The sequence below is a fragment of the Streptomyces blastmyceticus genome (genome assembly GCF_039521185.1).
Classification (GTDB): Bacteria; Actinomycetota; Actinomycetes; order Streptomycetales; family Streptomycetaceae; genus Streptomyces; species Streptomyces blastmyceticus.
In genome coordinates, this window is sequence record NZ_BAAABW010000020.1 from 1 (window position 1) to 17,749 (window position 17,749).

The following is a 17,749-nucleotide window of genomic DNA, read 5'->3' on the forward strand; positions in this document are numbered from 1 at the left end:
AACGGTTGGAGCTGACTGGTACTAATAGGCCGAGGGCTTGTCCTCAGTTGCTCGCGTCCACTGTGTGGTTCCCGGGTTGCGAACAGTCGCACCGGTTGAACCAGTATGTATCTCTTAATTGAAGAGTGTGCTTGTTCGCTAGAACCCGATAGGGTTTCGGTGGTCATAGCGTTAGGGAAACGCCCGGTTACATTCCGAACCCGGAAGCTAAGCCTTTCAGCGCCGATGGTACTGCATGGGGGACCGTGTGGGAGAGTAGGACGCCGCCGAACAATCTTTCAAGGACCCTTGGTCCCAGCGTTCACGCTGGGACCAAGGGTCCTTTTTGTATTTTGCCTTGTATTTTGTCGAAGCGCGCCTGTCAGTTGGGTGCGCGAGAATGACTGCGGTACCCGAAGACAGGAGTCACGTCGATGTCCACCAACTCTCCCGACGATCGATCGGGCGGCGACCGGGGCGGCTTCCGCCGCGACGACCGACCGGCACACCGGCGTGACGACCGTGGTGACGACCGACGCGGCGGTCCGCGCCGTGAAGGCGACCGCGGTGGGCGTCCCGCCGGCGGTGGTTTCCGTCGTGACGACCGTGGCGGCAATGACCGTCCGTCGTTCCGTCGTGATGACCGTGCGCCGCGCCGTGACGATGACCGTGGTCCCCGTCGCGACGACGACCGCGGTGGCTTCCGCGGTGGGCGTGACGACCGTGGTGGACGTCCCGCCGGCGGTGGCTTCCGCCGCGACGACCGCCCCTCTTTCCCGCGTGACGACCGTGCGCCGCGCCGTGATGACGACCGTGGCCCCCGTCGCGACGACCGTCCGTCCTTCCGTCGCGATGACCGCGCCCCTCGTCGTGACGACGAGCGCGGCGGTTTCCGTGGTGGCCGTGACGACCGTGGCGGCAGCGACCGTCCGTCGTTCCGTCGTGACGAGCGTGCGCCGCGCCGTGACGATGACCGTGGTCCCCGTCGCGACGACGACCGCGGTGGCTTCCGTCGTGACGAGCGTCGTGACGACCGCCCCTCCTTCCGCCGCGACGACCGCGCTCCCCGTCGTGATGACGACCGTGGTGGCTTCCGCGGTGGGCGTGACGACCGTGGCCCGCGTCGTGACGATGACCGTGGTGGTTTCCGTCGTGACGAGCGTCGAGATGACCGTCCGTCGTTCCGTCGTGATGACCGTGCGCCGCGTCGTGATGACGACCGTGGTCCCCGTCGCGAGGACGACCGCGGTGGCTTCCGCCGCGATGACCGTCGTGACGACCGCCCCTCCTTCCGCCGCGACGACCGTGCGCCGCGCCGCGATGACGACCGTGGTGGTTTCCGTCGTGACGACCGTGGCGGCAATGACCGTCCGTCGTTCCGTCGTGATGACCGTGCGCCGCGTCGTGATGACGACCGTGGCCCCCGTCGCGATGACGACCGCGGTGGTTTCCGTCGCGACGAGCGTCGTGACGACCGCCCCTCCTTCCGCCGCGACGACCGTGGTGGCAGCGACCGTCCGTCGTTCCGTCGTGATGACCGCGCCCCGCGCCGTGATGACGACCGTGGCCCCCGCCGCGACGACGACCGCGGTGGTTACCGCGGTGGCCGTGATGACCGTGGTGGTCGCCCGAGCGGTGGCGGCTACGGGCGTCGTGACGACCGGCAGGGTGGCGGCGGCTACCGTGGCGGGCGCGACGAGCGCTCCGGTGGTTACCGCGGTGGCCGCGACGACCGGCGCGACGACCGGGACCGCGACCGCGAGCCCGTGAAGCGTCTGCCGATCCCCGACGACGTGACCGGCGACGAGATCGACAAGGACGTCAAGCAGGAGCTCATGAGCCTGCCGAAGGGTCTTGCCGAGGAGGTCGCGCGCAACCTCGTCATGGTGGCGAACCTGCTGGACGAGGACGCCGAGCAGGCCTACGCCTACTCCCGGATCGCCCTGCGCCTCGCGTCCCGCGTCGCCGCCGTGCGGGAGGCCGCCGGCTTCGCCGCGTACGCCACGGGCAGGTACACCGAGGCGCTGGCCGAGTTCCGCGCCGCGCGCCGGATGACCGGTTCCGTCGAGCTGTGGCCCGTGATGGCGGACTGCGAGCGCGGCATGGGCCGCCCGGAGCGCGCGCTGGCCATGGCCGGTGAGCCCGAGGTGCACAAGCTGGACAAGGCCGGCCAGGTCGAGATGCGGCTCGTCGCCGCCGGTGCCCGCAAGGACATGGGCCAGGCGGACGCGGCGGTCGTGACCCTGCAGAGCCCCGAGCTCGCGTCGAGCTCGATCCAGCCGTGGACGGCCCGCCTGCGCTACGCCTACGCCGACGCGCTGCTCGCCGTCGGCCGCCAGGACGAGGCGCGCGAGTGGTTCGCCAAGGCCCTCGAGGCCGACCAGGGCGGCATGACGGACGCCTCCGACCGTCTCGCGGAGCTGGACGGCGTCGAGTTCACGGACGCCATGGTCGAGGCGGACGAGGACGACGAGACCCCGGCCGGCACGGCCGAGGCCGACACCGCCGTGGCGGACGAGGTCACGGACGCCCCGCAGCCCGTCGAGACCCCGGCCGAAACCCCGGCGGCGGCCCCGCAGTTCGTGGAGCCCGTCATGCCCGAGCAGCCCACCGAGGCCGCCGAGCCCGCCGAGGAGAAGGCAGCCGAGGCCGAGGCCGAGGTCAAGCCGGTCGAGGACAAGGCGTCCGACGACAAGAGCTGATCGCTGCCGCGCCGACGCACAGCGCAAAAGGGCGGAACCCCCACCGGGGGTTCCGCCCTTCGGCGTTCGCGGCGCCGGGTTCAGTTCAGGGCGAGGCTGCGGAGGACCAGTCCCGTGGCCGGTTTGGGGCCGAAGGAGGTGGACTTGCGGGGCATGGTGACGCCCTGCTCGGCCAGTTCCCGTACGACGTCCTCGCACACCGGGTGCATCAGGACCGCCGTGCCGCCGTGCCGTTCGGCCTGCTTGACCGCGGCGGCCGTCTCGTGGATGTAGCCGATGTGCTCGGGGTCGTCCGGAACGTGCCAGATGTGTTCCAGCAGGACCGAGTGCAGAACCGTCGCGTCGAGCGTGCGCCACGCCTCCGGGCGGTCGGTGGGGACCGTACGCGCGAGGAGGGCGGGGTCGGGGCTGTCGAGGAGGTGGAAGCGGCCGTCGCCGGCGAGCACGAAGGCGTTGCCGTCCTTGCCGGTCGCCTCGGCGAGCGTGTCCAGGGCCTCCGGCAGGGAGCCTTCGAGCGTCCGCACGCGGAAGGCGCCGCCGACGGCCGCGAGTGCCTCCGCGATCGGCAGGCGGTGCAGCAGGCGGTGGATGGCCCGTACGCGCAGGGGGTAGCGGGCGGTGTCGACGAGGAGGACCAGGCCGAAGTCCCAGGGGCTGTCGGCGGGTTGCTCGGCGCGCAGCCGGAGGTAGGTGGCCCAGCGGTGGTGGCCGTCGGCGATGAGGGCCTGCTGCCGGGACAGGTCGGCGCCGATCGTGCTCAGCTCGGCCGGGTCGGTGACGGACCACAGCCGGTGGGCGTAGCCGTCGTCGGTGGTGGTGGACAGCAGGGGCGCGGAGCGGGTCACCCGGTCGATGACGCCCGCCGCGCCGCCGTCGCTGTCGTCGCCGCGGTAGGAGAAGAGCAGCGGCTCCAGATTGGCGCCCGTGCCGCGCATCAGGGCCGCCCGGTCCTCGATGATGTGCGGCATCACGTCCTCGTGGGGGAGCACGACGCCCTCCTCGCGCGGACTGAGGCGCAGGGCCCCGATGAGGCCGCGCTGCAGTATGCCGTCGCCCCGCTGCTCGTAGACGTAGAGCGCGGGCTCGGGGTCGGCCGCGAGGATCCGCTCGTCCTGCCAGAGGCGCAGCGTCTGGGCCGCCTGCCGGTGCCGGTCCGCGGCCGTGGCGGCCTGCGGGAGGATGAGCCGGACGATGTTGTGCGGATCCGCGGTCTCCAGGTGGCGCAGGCCGTCGGGCCGCACGACGACGTCGTACGGTGGTGAAGTCACGGCGGCGAGGCTGCCGACCCGCTCGGGGACATAGCGCAGCCCTCGGAATGGCGCGAGTTCGAGACCCTGCCTTCTATCCCCTGTTCGGCCTGGAGTGCTCATTGGGAAATGTTATGTCTCATGGCCGGATGAGCAATGATCGGGGAAGAGACGTACAGCACAAGGAGTGAGTGCACGATGAACCAGACCGCCCGGATCCGGCCCGACGGCAGCCGCGAGCCGCTCTGCGCGGCCTACGACACGGCGCTGCTGGACCTCGACGGCGTGGTGTACGCGGGCGGCGAGGCCATCGCGTACGCCGTCGAGTCGCTGGGGACGGCGCGGGACGGGGGGATGCACCTCGCCTATGTGACGAACAACGCCGCCCGTACGCCGCAGACGGTCGCCGCGCACCTGACGCACCTCGGCGTGCCCGCGGAGCCTTCCGACGTGATCACCTCGGCGCAGGCTGTGGCACGGCTGATTGCCGATCAGATCCCCGCTGGGTCAAGGGTGTTGGTGATCGGCGCGGAGGGTCTGCGGGTCGCGCTGGAGGAGCGCGGGCTGGTGCCCGTGGACTCGGCGGACGACGACCCGGCCGCGGTGGCGCAGGGCTACGGCGGCCCCGACATGCCGTGGTCGCGGCTGGCGGAGGCGTCGTACGCGGTGGCGCGGGGCGTGCCGTGGTTCGCCTCCAACACGGATCTGACGATCCCCAGCGCGCGGGGCATCGCGCCCGGCAACGGCGCGGCCGTGCAGGTCGTACGGATAGCGACGGGCGCCGAGCCGCAGGTGGCGGGGAAGCCGCTGCCGCCGATGCACCGCGAGACGGTGCTGCGTACGGGCGCGGAGCGGCCGCTGGTCGTCGGCGACCGGCTGGACACGGACATCGAGGGGGCGCACGTCGGCGGCGTGGACTCGCTGCTCGTGCTGACCGGTGTGACCACGGCGGCCCAGCTGCTCGCCGCGCCGCCGGAGCACCGGCCGACGTATGTGGCGGAGGACCTGCGGGGGCTGCTCGTGGCGCAGCCCGGCGTCGACGCGGTCGACGGGGGGTTCCGGTGTGGTGGCTGGACGGCCGCGGTGGCCGATGGGGAGCTCGTCCTGACGGGGTCGGGGGAGCCGGTCGACGGTCTGCGGGCGCTGTGCGGTGCCGCCTGGTCGGCGGCCGGATCCGGTGAGTGCGGGCTGGACGCGGGGAAGGCGCTGGCGCGTCTGGGGTTCTAGCGCCGGGTCCGCCCGGTCGCGACGAACGGCGCAGGAGCCCCATGGCTCCTGCGCCGTTCGTCTCACGCCAGCTCCGCCAGCAGGTCCTCCTCCGACGCGCCCCGGCGCCAGTAGCCCGTGAAGGTGACCGCGCGGCGGTCGAGGCCGCGCTCGCCGACCAGGTGGCGGCGGACGGCGCGGACCGTGCCGGATTCGCCGGCGATCCAGGCGTAGGGGGTGCCGGTGGGCAGTTCGGCCGCGCGCACCGCGTCGAGCAGCGGGGTCGCGTGGCCGGCGCCCCGTACCAGCCAGGTGATGTCCGCGGAGGCGGCGGTCGGCAGGTCCTGGACGTCGTCCGCGTGCGGCACCTCGATCCAGACCTTCGCCCGGGTGCCCTCGGGCAGCCAGGCGAGGATGCCGGCGACGGCGGGGAGGGCGGTCTCGTCGGCGGTGACGAGGATCCAGTCGGTGCCGGCCGGCGGCTGGAAGTCGACGCCGCCGTTGTCCTCGACGACGGGGCCGAGGACGGCGACGCGGTCGCCGGGGCGGGCGGCCTGTGCCCAGTTGGTGGCCGGGCCGCCGTGGCCGTTCGCGTCGCCGTGGACGGCGAAGTCGACGTCGAGCTCGGCGGGGTCGTCGCGCAGCTCGCGGACGGTGTACGAGCGCATGACGGCGCGTACGGCCGGGTCCTGGGTGCGCCATTCCGCGAACCAGCCCTCGCCGAGGTTCTCGGGGAGTACGGGCGCGTCCTGGCCGGGCTGCGGCAGGAACAGCTTGAAGCGCTGGTCGCGGCCGCCGCTGACGGCTGCGCCGAGGCCGTCCCCGCCGAAGGTCACGCGGATCATGGCGGGGCTGACCCGTACCGTCCGCAGGACGTGCAGGTCGAAGAAGCGGTACGGGACGGCGGTGGGGGCGGTGGTGGCGGTCATGCGGGGCGTGGTCCTTTCGGCTGACGCGGCGGGCGCGACGGGCGCGACCGGAGGTGGTCGCAGCTGACGTGAGGAGCCGTCAGGCGACCTTCTTGGCCTTGTCGACCGCGGCGGCGAGGCTCTCGACGAGCGGTGCGCATCCGGCGTAGGAGTAGCGCGGTTCGCTGAGCCAGGGGGTGATCTGGCCGGCCTTGACCGCGGGCAGGTCCGCCCAGGTGGGCTTGGCGGCGAGGTCCTTGGGCTGGAGGGTGGCGGTGCGGTTGTCGAGGAGGATCAGGTCGGCGGGGTACTTGCCGGCGTTCTCCCAGCTGAGGCTCTCGAAGAAGCCGCCGGTGACCTTGTCGGGGACGACGAGTTCGATGCCGAGCTGCTTGAAGTAGGTGAGGTCGGCGTAGACGGCGGGGTCGGAGACGTAGAGCATGTCGGCGGAGCCGGAGGCGGCGAGGACCTTGAGGCCCTTGTGGTCGCGGGCGGCCTTGCGCAGGGTCTCGGACGCCTTCTCGAAGCGCTGCTTGGCGTCGGTGACCTGCTTCGCCTGCAGGTCGGCGCCGAGCGACTTCGCGAGTTCCGCGTAGCGCCCGATGACGTCGGTGAGCGACTTCTTGGAGGTGCTGATGCCGACGCTCGGGGCGAGGCCGAGGATCTTCTTCTTGCTGTCGTCGGGGACGTACCAGAGTTCCTCGCCCTGGATCATGTTGGTGACGAGCAGCTCGGGTCCCATGGCGGCGTACTTCTCGACGTTGAATTCGCCCCAGGCGTTGCCGAGGATCGTCACCTTCCCGACGTCGAGGTCGCCGGCCTGCGGGTCGGGCTTGCCGTCCTTGAGCTTGGTGGGGCCGAAGACGCCCGCGCAGTCGAAGCCGAAGTCGTGGAGGGCGGCCGCGGAGCCGGTGAAGGCGACGACCTTCTTCGGGGTCCTGCCCGCCTTGGCGGTCTCGCCGCGGTCGTCCTTGAAGGCCCAGGAGCCGCCCGAGGAGCCGGAGTCGGAGCCGCCGGAGGATTTCCCGCCCCCGCAGGCGGTCAGGAGGGCGCCGGCGCCGAGCGCGCCACCCGCCGTCAGAAGGCCACGGCGGGACAGGTTGGTGATGCCTGGGATGCGGGGGGTGCTCATGGGGATGCGCTTCTCTCGGTACTCGGTCGAAGGGGCGTTGTCAGGGTAGGCTAACCTAACCTGGTGTTGGTCGACAGTCTCCCCGAATCCCCGGCGGCACCGCCCCCGTCCGCGCCGTCCGGCCGGAACGCGGCCCGTGCGGCAGGGCTGTTCGCCGCGCTGGGAGCCCTGCTCCTGGTCGCCGTCGCGAGCATCGCCATCGGCGCCAAACAGATCCCCCTCGACCAGGTGTGGGACGCGCTCTTCCACTCCGCGTCCGGGTCCGACGCCGTGGTCGTCCGTGAAGTGCGCCTGCCCCGCACCCTCCTGGGCATCCTGGTCGGCGCCGCGCTCGGACTCGCGGGCGCGGTGATGCAGGCGCTCACCCGCAACCCCCTCGCAGAACCCGGCATCCTCGGCGTCAACGCCGGTGCCGCGGCCGCCGTCGTCTCCGCCATCAGCTTCCTGGGCATCGGCACGATCAGCGGCTATATGTGGTTCGCCTTCCTCGGCGCGGCCGTCGTCGCCGTGGCCGTCCACTTCCTCGGCGGCAGCCGCAGCGCCACCCCGGTGCGCCTCGCGCTCGCGGGCACGGCCGTGACGTACGCGCTGTACGGCTACGTCTACTCCGTCCAGCTCATGGACTCCGCCGCGCTCGACCGGATGCGCTTCTGGACGGTCGGCTCGCTCGCCTCCGCCGACATGGGGACCGTCGGCCGGATCGCGCCCTTCGTCCTCCTCGGCGTCGTCCTCGCCCTCGCGCTCGCCCGGCCACTCAACGCCATGGCGCTCGGCGACGACACCGCCCTCGCGCTCGGCTCCCGGCCCACGCTCACCCGCGTCCTCGCCATGGCCGCCGTCACGCTGCTGTGCGGCGCGGCGACCGCCGCCTGCGGACCGATCGTCTTCGTCGGCCTGATCGTCCCGCACCTCGTGCGCGCCCTCACCGGCCCCGACCTGCGCTGGATCCTGCCGTACGCGGCCGTCCTCGCGCCCGTGCTGCTGCTCGGCGCCGACGTGCTCGGACGGGTCGTCACCCGGCCCGGCGAGCTCCAGGTCGGCATCGTGACGGCGGTGATCGGCGGGCCCGTCTTCATCCACCTCGTACGCCGCCGGAGGGTGGTCCAGCAGTGAGTGTGTCCTCACCCCCCAGGCCCAAGGTGGTCCGCACCCGCGGCGGGCTCTCGCTGCGCGTGGACACGCGGGCCGTCCTCGTCGTCGTGGCCCTGCTGGCCCTCGCCGCGGCCGCCGCCGTCGCCCTCATCGGCACCGGCGACTTCCCGATGTCCCCGGCCGAGGTCGTACGGACCCTCACCGGCGGCGGCACGCCCGCGCAGGAGTTCATCGTCCAGGACCTGCGGCTGCCGCGCGTCCTGGTCGGACTGCTCGTCGGCGCCAGCCTCGGGCTGGCGGGCGCGGTCTTCCAGTCGGTCTCCCGCAACCCGCTGGGCAGCCCGGACGTGATCGGCTTCGGCCAGGGCTCGGCGGCCGGGGCGCTCGTCGTCATCATCCTCTTCCACGGCGACCCGTTCGCCGTCGCGGCCGGGGCCGTGGCCGGCGGGATCGTCACCGGCATCGCCGTCTACCTGCTCGCGTGGAAGAAGGGCGTCCACGGCTACCGCCTCGTCCTCGTGGGCATCGGCGCGGCCGCCGTGCTCACCGGCGTCCGGGACTACCTGATGACCCGGGCCGACCTCGTCGACGCGACCCGCTCGATGGTCTGGATGGTCGGCTCGCTCAACGGCCGCGGCTGGGGCCAGGTGTGGCCCCTGCTGTGCGTGGCGGCCGTGCTCTTCCCCGTGGTCATCGGCCGGGGCCGGGCCCTGCGGATGCTGGAGATGGGCGACGACGCGGCGTACGCGCTGGGCGTGCGGGCCGAGCGCGTACGGATCGTGGTGATGGGCGCCGCCGTCCTGCTGACCGCCGCCGCGACCGCCGCGGCCGGACCCGTCGGCTTCGTCGCCCTCGCCGCACCCCAGCTCGCCCGGCGGCTGACCCGGGCGCCCGGCCCCAACCTGCCCGCCTCCGCGTGCATGGGCGCCGTCCTGCTCATCACCGCGGACTGGGTCTCGCAGCGGCTCTTCGGCGCCGACCAGCTGCCCGTCGGCGCGGTGACCGGCATGCTCGGCGGCTGCTATCTGCTGTGGCTGCTCTTCACCGAGCGCAAGGCGGGCCGGATATGACGCGGGACATGCCGGACACGCGGGACACGCCGGACACGACGAACGAACAAGGAGAGACCACCGTGAGCGACGTACGCGAGGCCGCCGTGCGGCCGGCGGCCGAAGCGGCAGGAGAGAGCCGGGGGAGCCGGCTGACCGCCGAGTCCGTCACCCTCTCCTACGACCAGCGGGTCATCGCGGAGAACCTCTCCGTCGCCGTCCCCGACCACTCCTTCACGGTGATCGTCGGCCCCAACGCCTGCGGCAAGTCGACCCTCCTGCGCGCCCTCTCGCGCATGCTCAAGCCGGCCGCCGGAGCCGTGCTCCTCGACGGCGCGGCCATCGACTCGTACCCCGCCAAGCAGGTCGCCCGCACGCTCGGACTGCTCCCGCAGTCCTCCGTCGCCCCGGACGGGATCACCGTCGCCGACCTCGTCGCCCGCGGCCGCTACCCCCACCAGGGGCTGCTGCGGCAGTGGTCGCGGGAGGACGAGCGGATCGTCGTGGAGTCGATGACCGCGACCGGCGTCGACGCCCTCGCCGACCGGCACGTCGACGAGCTGTCCGGCGGGCAGCGCCAGCGCGTCTGGATCGCCATGGCCCTCGCCCAGCAGACCCCGCTGCTGCTCCTGGACGAGCCGACCACCTACCTCGACATCCAGCACCAGATCGACGTGCTCGACCTGTGCGCCCAGCTGCACGAGGAGCAGGGCCGCACCCTCGTCGCCGTCCTCCACGACCTCAACCACGCCGCCCGCTACGCCACCCACCTCATCGCCATGCGCGACGGGCGGGTCGTCGCCGAGGGCAAGCCGGGGGAGGTGGTCACGGCCGAGCTGGTGGAGCAGGTGTTCGGGCTGCGGTGCCAGGTCATAGACGACCCCGAGACCGGCACCCCCCTGGTCGTCCCCGCCGCCCGGCGCCGGCGGACGCCCGCCGGCGCTACAGCAGGGACCGCAGCCGCAGCACGTCCCGCAGGCTCGCCTGCACCCTGACCCGGCCCGAGGCCCACGCCTTCGCGAAGCCGAGCCGGCCGTGCACCAGGGCCACCAGATCGTCGCCCGACATCGTCAGGGCGATCTCCGCCCGCCGCTCGGGGGTGCCCGGCACCGTCCGCACGTCCTGGATGTGGCCGCCCGCCAGGTGGCCCGTGAAGGTGACGTCGAGGTCGGAGAGGTGGCAGCTGAGCGAGCGGTCGGGCGCGGCGGCGTCCCGCAGGTCACCGCTCGCCCCCGCGAGATTCTCCGCCAGCCGGTCGAGTGCCTCCCGGCACTCCTCGATGGTCGCCATGAGGAGGGACGCTACCCCAGCCGATCGCGTACGCCGCACAGGCGCCGGGACGGGGTAGCGTCAAAGGCATGACCGACCCGATGACCGGCGCACCGCAGGACGAGCGGGAGGCCGGGCCCCTGCCGCTCGGCGTCGACCGCGCCCCCACCGGCGACCCCGCGGTGGACGGCCTGCTCGTCCGGCTGGCCGACGCCGACCACCTCGCCGCGAGCGGTCACCTGGAGGTGTACGAGGATGTACACCGGGGCCTGCGCGACGCGCTCACCGCGCTCGACCGGCACCCCGGGCCGACGGCGCCCTCCGGCGCGCCCGCTTCGTACGACAACAGGAGCTGAACCACCCGTGGCAGTGACCCGCCCGCGACGCAGCCGACTCGACGCCGAGCTGGTGCGCCGGAAACTCGCCCGCTCCCGCGAGCACGCGAGCCAGCTGATCGCGGCGGGCCGGGTGACCGTCGGCGGCGCGACCGCGACCAAGGCGGCCACACAGGTGGAGATCAGCGCCGCCGTCGTCGTCACCGACGACGAGAACGACCCGGACTACGTCTCCCGCGGCGGCCACAAGCTCGCGGGCGCCCTCGCCGCCTTCGTCCCCCACGGGCTGCGGGTCGAGGGCCGCCGCGCGCTCGACGCGGGCGCCTCCACCGGCGGCTTCACCGACGTCCTGCTGCGCGCGGGCGCCGCCCACGTCGTCGCCGTCGACGTCGGCTACGGACAGCTCGCCTGGTCGCTGCAGAGCGACGAGCGGGTCACCGTGAAGGACCGCACCAACGTCCGTGAGCTGACGCTGGAGCAGATCGACGGCAAGCCCGCCGACATCGTCGTCGGCGACCTGTCCTTCATCCCGCTCGGCCTCGTGCTGCCCGCGCTCGTGCGCTGCGCCGCCCCCGACGCGGACCTCGTCCTCATGGTCAAGCCGCAGTTCGAGGTCGGCAAGGAGCGGCTCGGCAGCGGCGGCGTGGTGCGCAGCACCCAGCTGCGGGCCGACGCGGTCCGTACGGTCGCGGGCCAGGCGGCCGCGCTCGGGCTCGGGGTGCTGGGCGTGACGGCCAGCCCGCTGCCCGGGCCCTCGGGCAACGTCGAGTACTTTCTGTGGCTGCGCGCCGGAGCGCCTGAACTGGACCCGGCGGACGTTGACCGTGCAGTGGCGGAGGGGCCCCGTTGACCACTTCAGAAGCAACATCAGCAACATCGGCACAGACCCGGGCGGCGGCCGAGGGGGAGACGACGGCCGGGGGCCGTCGGGTCTTCCTGCTCGCCCACACCGGCCGCCCAGCGGCCATCCGCAGCGCCGAACTCGTCGTCCAAGGACTGCTGCGCTGCGGCATCGGGGTGCGCGTGCTGGCCGAGGAGGCCGCCGACCTGCCGCTGCCGCCCTCGGCCGAACTCGTCGAGGCGGGGCCGGACCGGCCCGACGTCCTGGAGGGGTGCGAGCTGCTGATCGTCCTCGGCGGTGACGGCACGCTGCTGCGGGGCGCGGAATTCGCCCGGCGCTCCGGGGTGCCGATGCTGGGCGTCAACCTCGGCCGGGTCGGCTTCCTCGCCGAGGCCGAGCGCGACGACCTCGACAAGGTCGTGGACCGGGTGGTGACCCGGGAATACGAGGTCGAGGAGCGGATGACCCTCGACGTGCTCGTCCGCACCGACGGTCACATCGTGCACACCGACTGGGCGCTGAACGAGGCGTCCGTGGAGAAGGCCGCGCGGGAGCGCCTGCTGGAGGTCGTCACCGAGGTCGACGGCCGCCCGGTGTCCCGCTTCGGCGGCGACGGCGTCGTCTGCGCGACCCCCACCGGCTCGACCGCCTACGCGTTCTCGGCGGGCGGCCCGGTGGTCTGGCCGGAGGTCGAGGCCCTGCTGATGGTCCCCATCAGCGCGCACGCCCTCTTCGCCAAGCCGCTGGTCACGGCGCCGGACTCGGTGCTCGCGGTGGAGGTGCAGCCGCAGACGCCGAACGGGGTGCTGTGGTGCGACGGGCGGCGCACGGTGGAACTGCCTGCGGGCGCGCGGGTGGAAGTGCGGCGGGGAGCGGTTCCGGTCCGGCTGGCCCGGCTGCACCACGCGTCGTTCACGGACCGGCTGGTGGCGAAGTTCGCGCTGCCGGTGGCCGGGTGGCGGGGCGCGCCGCATTAATCGGCTTGTGTGGGTGCGGGTTCGTTGCCGGGTGCGGGTCCGTGCCGCCTGCGGCGGAGCGCCCTGCGGGCGCGTCCTCGATCGCCGGACGGGCTGAATTCAGCCCGTCCGGCGATCGAGGACGCCGAGGGCCACGCTCAGTGCCCCGTCCGGGCGCGTCGCGATGTCCGCGGGGATGCCCGTGCCGTCGTACGTCGTGCGGTGATCCCGCGCGCTCAAGTACTCCTCGTTCGGGAGCCAGAACTGCCAGCCGTTCGGCAGCGTCCGTTCGAGGCGGTCCGAGAACAGTCCCTGGGTGTTCTCGCCGATGAGCACCGGCTTCGGGTCGCGGGCGAGGAGCGCCTGGGTGAGGGTCTCGCCCGCGCTGATCGTCAGCCGGCTGGTGAGGACGGTCAGCGGGCCGGTGTAGACGGGCCCCGCGTGCGGGCGGGCTCCGATCGGCTCGGCGGGGGTGAACTTCCGTGGGTCGTGGGCGTCGTTCCGCGCGTGCTTGAGATAGGCCGTGTACGGCCGTCCGGTCAGCCGCTCGGCCACGTCCAGCGCGAGGCGGTCCGAGCCGCCGCCGTTGAGTCGCAGGTCGAGGACCAGGCCGCGCAGGGCGTCCGGGCCGCTCGTCCGGGCGGTGGTGAAGACCTCGTCGAGGGCCCTGCCGAGCGTGGCCGCGTCGGCCTCGTAGGTGTTGCCCTTCGCGTAGCCCTGGAATGTGGTGACGCGGAGGAAGCCGATCCCGCCGGGCAGCCCGGCGTAGGTGATCTTCCCGCCCGCCCAGGACCGTTCGTCCTTGCCGCCGGCGGCCCTGACGCTTTCGGCGACGGCTTGGTCGATACGCTTCCGCTCCTGTTCGTCGGGGAGGACGGTGTCCTCGCGGTGCCCGCTGAAGTAGCCCTCGGGGTGCTGCGGGTCGACCAGGCCGGTGTGCCCGTCGTGGAGCGGCCGGATCATCTCCGACAGGACGGAGAACAGCTCGTCCTTGCCGGTGGTGGCCGTGATCCGGGGCCGGTAGCGGTCCCGTACGGCGTTCCAGTCGATGTGCCGCGCGGCGAAGAAGGGGTAGTTCTCGGCGTACGTCTGCCAGAAGGCGTCGAAGACCTTCCGCGGGTCCGCGTCCGGGCTCGGCGCGATCGCGCCGCGGCAGTTCGCGGGCAGCGCGGCGATCCGCCGCAGTGTGCGGTGGCCCACGTCGTCGCCGAACGCCAGCTCCGCCCGGTCGCGGCCCTTCGGCGTCACCGTGAGGGGCGCCTCGCCCTCCTGCCGGAAGGGGCCGGAGGCGTCGGAACGGGTCGCGGTGAGCTCGCCGGGCAGGCAGCCGACGCCCGTGGTCTCGTACGTCCGCAGCCGGCGGCCCCCGTCGTCCACGGCGACGACCGTGCCGTAACCGTCCATGCGCCATGTGCCGTCGAGCGCGGCCGGGCGGGAACCCGTACCGCCCGGGGTGTCGGCGAGCGCGCTCGCCGAGCCTGCGGCGGTGGTCAGGGCGACGGCCGCGGCGAGGAGCAGCGCCGCCGCGCGGGGGGTACGGGACCGGGCGGTCATGCGGGCTGACGTCATGGGACAAGCCTGTTCGGTAAGGGGCACCGAGGCCATGGGGCAGTCACCCGGACCGGTGGTGGGGCTGTCCCCAGGGGGACCGACGGGGGTGGCCGTCGCGAGGGGGCCCCGGAACCTCGTATGGTCGTACCCGTGTTGGAGGAGATGCGGATCCGGTCCTTGGGCGTCATCGATGACGCGGTGGTCGAGCTGTCGCCCGGTTTCACCGCGGTGACCGGCGAGACCGGCGCGGGCAAGACCATGGTCGTCACCAGCCTCGGTCTGCTGCTCGGCGGGCGGGCCGACCCCGCGCTGGTGCGGACGGGCGCCAAGAGCGCCGTGGTCGAGGGGAGGATCACCGTCGACCGCCGGTCGCCCGCGGCCGTCCGGGCGGAGGAAGCGGGCGCCGAACTCGACGACGGCACCCTGCTGATCAGCCGCACCCTCTCCGCCGAGGGGCGTTCGCGCGCCCATGTGGGCGGCCGGAGCGTGCCCGTCGGGCTGCTCGCCGAGCTCGCCGACGACCTCGTGGCCGTGCACGGGCAGACCGACCAGCAGGGGCTGCTCAGACCCGCCCGGCAGCGGCAGGCCCTCGACCGGTACGCGGGCGACGCCGTGTCCGTGCCGCTCGCCAAGTACGCCGGTGCCTACCGCAGGCTGCGGGCCGTCGCCGCCGAGCTGGCCGAGCTGACCACGCGGGCCCGCGAGCGGGCCCAGGAGGCGGACCTGCTGCGCTTCGGCCTGGACGAGGTCGCCGCCGTCGAGCCGCTGCCCGGCGAGGACACCGAACTGGCCGCCGAGGCCTCCCGCCTCGGCCACGCAGAGGCCCTCGCCTCCGCCGCCACCGTCGCCCACGCCGCCCTCGCGGGCAACCCCGAGGACCCCGAGGGCATCGACGCGGCCACCCTGGTCGCGGGCGCCCAGCGGGCGGTGGAGGCCGTACGCTCCCACGACCCGGCCCTGGCCGGCCTCGCCGACCGGATCGGCGAGATCGGCATCCTGCTCTCCGACGTGGCGGGGGAGCTCGCGGGCTACGCCTCCGACCTGGACGCGGACCCGCGGCGGCTCGCGGCCGTCGAGGAGCGGCGGGCGGACCTGACCCACCTGACGCGCAAGTACGGCGAGGACATCGCGGGCGTCCTCGCCTGGGCGGAGGCGGGCGCGGCCCGCCTCGGCGAGCTGGAGGGCGACGACGACCGCATCGACGAGCTGACCGCCGAACGGGACGCGCTGCGCACCGAACTCGGCGAGCTCGCGCAGGCGCTGACCGACGCGCGGACGGAGGCCGCCGAGCGGTTCGCCGAGGCCGTCACCGAGGAGCTCGCCTCGCTGGCGATGCCGCACGCGCGCGTGTCCTTCGAGATCGGCCAGAGCGAGGTCGCGGAGCCGGAGGCCGACCACGGCATCGAGGTCGGCGGGCGCGCCGTCGCCTACGGCCCGCACGGCGCCGACGAGGTCGAGCTCTACCTCGCCCCCCACCCCGGCGCCCGGCCGCGCCCCATCGCCAAGGGCGCCTCCGGCGGTGAACTGTCGCGCGTCATGCTCGCCGTCGAGGTGGTGTTCGCGGGCTCCGACCCCGTGCCGACGTACCTCTTCGACGAGGTCGACGCCGGGGTCGGCGGCAAGGCGGCCGTCGAGGTGGGCCGCCGCCTGGCCCGCCTCGCGCGGACTGCGCAGGTCGTGGTCGTCACCCACCTGCCCCAGGTGGCCGCGTTCGCCGACCGCCACCTGGTGGTCGAGAAGACCCACGAGGGCTCGGTGACCCGCAGCGGCGTCCAGGCGATGGAGGGGGAGGCGCGGGTGCGGGAGCTGTCGCGCATGCTGGCGGGCCAGGAGGATTCTCACCTGGCCCGGGCTCATGCGGAGGAGTTGCTGGCGGCGGCGCGAGGGCTTTAGGGGGCGTGTGCCCCCGGCCCCCCGGGTGCGGGTCCGTTGCCGCCTGCGGCGGTGGCGCCCTGCGGGCGCGTCCTCAATCGCCGGACGGGCTGAAATCAGCCCGTCCGGCGATTGAGGACAGCGCGCGAAGCGTGCTCCGGGGTCTGGGGCAGAGCCCCAGTTTCGGGAAGGGGCGGGGCTGGGGAACAAAGCCCGCCGCAGGCGGTAACCCCACCTCGGCACGCCACCCGCCCTCGTGGGGACTTGGGCGCCAAGAATCACCTATGTGAGTGAATCCGCGGATATGTGGGCGAGGTAAGGCGGCCAACCCGCGAGACGGTGGTGCCGGGATGTCGGCCGGGGCTGGCATCCTGGGCGCGGCACCGCAGCGCCGTCCGCCCTCGCCCGACGCCGAATCAGGAGCTTCACCCGCGTGAGCAGCACACCCGCCTCGCCGCACGGGCGCCCACCCCTGCACGCCGTGCAAGTGCTGGGCGGCGGCGGTTCCGGCAGCGGACCGCACGTGCGGTCGCTGGCCGCCGGGCTGGTCGCGCGCGGGCTGCGGGTGACGGTGTGCGCGCCGCGGCGCACGGGCGAGGGGTACGGCTTCACGGGCGCCGGGGCCGTCGGCGGTGCCTCCTTCGCGCCGCTGCGCACCGGGCCTGACGCCCTGGCCGTCGCCGGCATCCGGGCCGCGAGCACGGGCGCGGACGTGGTCCACGCCCACGGCCTGCGGTCGGGGGTACTCGCGGCGCTCGCGCTGCGGGGGCGGCGTACGCCCCTGGTCGTCACGTGGCACACGAGGGCGCGCGCGGCAGGCGCGCGCGCCCAGTTCGTCCGGCTGATGGAGCGGCAGGCGGCCCGCGCCGCGGCCGTCGTGCTCGGGGTGACCTCGGAACTCGTCGACCGGGCGCGGCTGCGCGGCGCGCGGGACGCCCGGCTGGCCCCCGTCGGGGTGCCCGCACCGCGCCCCGCCCCCGAGGACGACGAACCCGCGCGGCACAAGGCGCGGGCCGAACTCGGCGCCGTCGCCCGGCCCTTGCTCGTCACCGTCGGGCGGCTGGAGGCGGACCAGGGCCACGGACCCCTCCTCGACGCGGCCCGCGCCTGGCGCGAACTCGACCCGGAGCCCCTCCTCATCATGGCCGGCGAGGGCCGCGAACGGCCCCTGCTCCAGCGCAGGATCGAGACAGAGGGCCTGCCCGTCCGCCTCGTGGGGCACCGCGACGACGTACCCGACCTGCTGGCGACGGCCGACGTGGCGATCCTCTCCAGCCGGTGGGAGGCCCGCTCCGTGCTCGCGCAGGAGGCACTGCACGCGGGCGTCCCCCTGGTGGCGACCGCGGTCGGCGGCGTACCGGACCTGGTCGGCGAGGCGGCCGAGCTCGTCCCGTACGGCGACGCCGCCGCGCTGGCCGCCGCGGTGAGCCGGCTCCTCGCCGATCCGGTCCGGCGGGCGGAGCTCTCGGCGGCGGGGCGGGAGCAGGCGGCGACGTGGCCGTCGGAGGACGACACGGTGGCGCACGTGCTGAGCGTGTACGACGAGCTGAGCCGGCGGGTTCGCTAGCCGGGCCTGCGGCCGCTTTTCCCCGATGAGTGCGGGCCCGTTG

General features: G+C 73.9%; 15 protein-coding genes, 1 rRNA gene and 1 pseudogene. 12 read left to right on the forward strand and 5 right to left on the reverse strand.

Translation table 11 applies throughout. The features are described 5' to 3' along the window. Positions 1-155: 155 nt before the first annotated feature. The 3 genes and pseudogenes from rrf (at position 156) to ABD269_RS18565 (ending at position 2,681) form a co-directional block, all read left to right on the forward strand. Positions 156-272: ribosomal RNA gene (gene rrf / locus ABD269_RS18555) — 5S ribosomal RNA — on the forward strand. A gap of 141 nt (positions 273-413) precedes the next feature. Continuing rightward, positions 414-1,715: pseudogene (locus tag ABD269_RS18560) on the forward strand (hypothetical protein); the annotation flags it as partial. A gap of 99 nt (positions 1,716-1,814) precedes the next feature. Continuing rightward, positions 1,815-2,681 (forward strand): tetratricopeptide repeat protein, encoded by an 867-nt coding sequence (locus ABD269_RS18565; RefSeq protein WP_344119211.1) that lies wholly within the window; start codon positions 1,815-1,817, stop codon positions 2,679-2,681. Between the two features lie 80 nt (positions 2,682-2,761). On the opposite strand, the gene ABD269_RS18570 is transcribed toward ABD269_RS18565, so the two are convergent. Continuing rightward, entirely contained in the window at positions 2,762-4,051 is a 1,290-nt protein-coding gene (locus tag ABD269_RS18570; protein ID WP_301888409.1) for a DUF1015 domain-containing protein, read from the reverse strand. Between the two features lie 75 nt (positions 4,052-4,126). On the opposite strand from ABD269_RS18570, the gene ABD269_RS18575 reads away from it, so the two are divergent. Next, positions 4,127-5,155 carry an HAD-IIA family hydrolase gene (locus ABD269_RS18575; protein ID WP_344119181.1) on the forward strand — a complete coding sequence of 343 codons (1,029 nt, stop codon included), beginning with the start codon at positions 4,127-4,129 and terminating at the stop codon, positions 5,153-5,155. A gap of 62 nt (positions 5,156-5,217) precedes the next feature. Here the strand turns inward: ABD269_RS18575 and ABD269_RS18580 are convergent, their stop codons facing one another. Beyond that, the gene (locus ABD269_RS18580) at positions 5,218-6,063 is read right to left on the reverse strand and encodes a siderophore-interacting protein (protein ID WP_301888413.1); all 846 of its coding nucleotides are present in this window, start codon (positions 6,061-6,063) and stop codon (positions 5,218-5,220) included. A 79-nt stretch (positions 6,064-6,142) separates the two neighbouring features. Further along, positions 6,143-7,174 carry an ABC transporter substrate-binding protein gene (locus ABD269_RS18585; RefSeq protein WP_344119182.1) on the reverse strand — a complete coding sequence of 344 codons (1,032 nt, stop codon included), beginning with the start codon at positions 7,172-7,174 and terminating at the stop codon, positions 6,143-6,145. A 63-nt stretch (positions 7,175-7,237) separates the two neighbouring features. Here ABD269_RS18585 and ABD269_RS18590 point away from each other — a divergent pair, with 63 nt between their 5' ends. The 3 genes from ABD269_RS18590 to ABD269_RS18600 are packed head-to-tail and all read left to right on the forward strand — an operon-like array spanning position 7,238 to position 10,310. Beyond that, entirely contained in the window at positions 7,238-8,287 is a 1,050-nt protein-coding gene (locus ABD269_RS18590; protein ID WP_344119183.1) for a FecCD family ABC transporter permease, read from the forward strand. Between the two features lie 2 nt (positions 8,288-8,289). Then, entirely contained in the window at positions 8,290-9,336 is a 1,047-nt protein-coding gene (locus ABD269_RS18595) for a FecCD family ABC transporter permease (protein ID WP_344119184.1), read from the forward strand. After that, positions 9,297-10,310: an ABC transporter ATP-binding protein gene (locus ABD269_RS18600; protein WP_425572917.1), complete on the forward strand. Its 1,014-nt coding sequence runs from the start codon at positions 9,297-9,299 to the stop codon at positions 10,308-10,310. Before ABD269_RS18595 ends, ABD269_RS18600 begins: the two co-directional genes overlap by 40 nt. On the opposite strand, the gene ABD269_RS18605 is transcribed toward ABD269_RS18600, so the two are convergent. Further along, entirely contained in the window at positions 10,258-10,605 is a 348-nt protein-coding gene (locus tag ABD269_RS18605) for a sterol-binding protein (RefSeq protein WP_344119185.1), read from the reverse strand. The two genes, ABD269_RS18600 and ABD269_RS18605, sit on opposite strands and share 53 nt — an antisense overlap. A gap of 68 nt (positions 10,606-10,673) precedes the next feature. Between ABD269_RS18605 and ABD269_RS18610 the strand changes: the two genes are divergently transcribed. Genes ABD269_RS18610 through ABD269_RS18620 form a run of 3 tightly spaced genes read left to right on the forward strand, consistent with a single transcriptional unit; the run spans position 10,674 to position 12,737 of the window. Then, a complete protein-coding gene (locus ABD269_RS18610) occupies positions 10,674-10,940 on the forward strand; it encodes a hypothetical protein (RefSeq protein WP_116211042.1) in 267 nt (88 codons plus the stop codon). Positions 10,941-10,953: 13 nt separating this feature from the next. Next, positions 10,954-11,769 (forward strand): TlyA family RNA methyltransferase, encoded by an 816-nt coding sequence (locus ABD269_RS18615; RefSeq protein WP_344119215.1) that lies wholly within the window; start codon positions 10,954-10,956, stop codon positions 11,767-11,769. Further along, positions 11,766-12,737 (forward strand): NAD kinase, encoded by a 972-nt coding sequence (locus ABD269_RS18620; RefSeq protein WP_344119186.1) that lies wholly within the window; start codon positions 11,766-11,768, stop codon positions 12,735-12,737. Before ABD269_RS18615 ends, ABD269_RS18620 begins: the two co-directional genes overlap by 4 nt. A gap of 99 nt (positions 12,738-12,836) precedes the next feature. Here ABD269_RS18620 and ABD269_RS18625 read toward each other — a convergent pair whose 3' ends face one another. Beyond that, entirely contained in the window at positions 12,837-14,285 is a 1,449-nt protein-coding gene (locus ABD269_RS18625) for a S41 family peptidase (protein ID WP_344119187.1), read from the reverse strand. Positions 14,286-14,405: 120 nt separating this feature from the next. Here ABD269_RS18625 and recN point away from each other — a divergent pair, with 120 nt between their 5' ends. Both recN and ABD269_RS18635 read left to right on the forward strand, forming a co-directional pair. Continuing rightward, entirely contained in the window at positions 14,406-16,160 is a 1,755-nt protein-coding gene (recN, locus tag ABD269_RS18630) for a DNA repair protein RecN (protein ID WP_344119189.1), read from the forward strand. A gap of 412 nt (positions 16,161-16,572) precedes the next feature. Continuing rightward, positions 16,573-17,706 carry a glycosyltransferase family 4 protein gene (locus ABD269_RS18635; RefSeq protein WP_344119191.1) on the forward strand — a complete coding sequence of 378 codons (1,134 nt, stop codon included), beginning with the start codon at positions 16,573-16,575 and terminating at the stop codon, positions 17,704-17,706. The last annotated feature ends 43 nt before the right edge of the window (positions 17,707-17,749 follow it).

Bases quoted from the DNA above. Each gene is read 5' to 3' on its own strand.
- ABD269_RS18570 (WP_301888409.1), bottom strand. From the start codon at position 4,051: ATGAGCACTCCAGGCCGAACAGGGGATAGAAGGCAGGGTCTCGAACTC.
- ABD269_RS18605 (WP_344119185.1), bottom strand. From the start codon at position 10,605: ATGGCGACCATCGAGGAGTGCCGGGAGGCACTCGACCGGCTGGCGGAG.
- ABD269_RS18565 (WP_344119211.1), top strand. From the start codon at position 1,815: ATGAGCCTGCCGAAGGGTCTTGCCGAGGAGGTCGCGCGCAACCTCGTC.
- ABD269_RS18610 (WP_116211042.1), top strand. From the start codon at position 10,674: ATGACCGACCCGATGACCGGCGCACCGCAGGACGAGCGGGAGGCCGGG.
- recN (WP_344119189.1), top strand. From the start codon at position 14,406: ATGGTCGTACCCGTGTTGGAGGAGATGCGGATCCGGTCCTTGGGCGTC.
- ABD269_RS18585 (WP_344119182.1), bottom strand. From the start codon at position 7,174: ATGAGCACCCCCCGCATCCCAGGCATCACCAACCTGTCCCGCCGTGGC.
- ABD269_RS18575 (WP_344119181.1), top strand. From the start codon at position 4,127: ATGAACCAGACCGCCCGGATCCGGCCCGACGGCAGCCGCGAGCCGCTC.
- ABD269_RS18625 (WP_344119187.1), bottom strand. From the start codon at position 14,285: ATGACGTCAGCCCGCATGACCGCCCGGTCCCGTACCCCCCGCGCGGCG.
- ABD269_RS18580 (WP_301888413.1), bottom strand. From the start codon at position 6,063: ATGACCGCCACCACCGCCCCCACCGCCGTCCCGTACCGCTTCTTCGAC.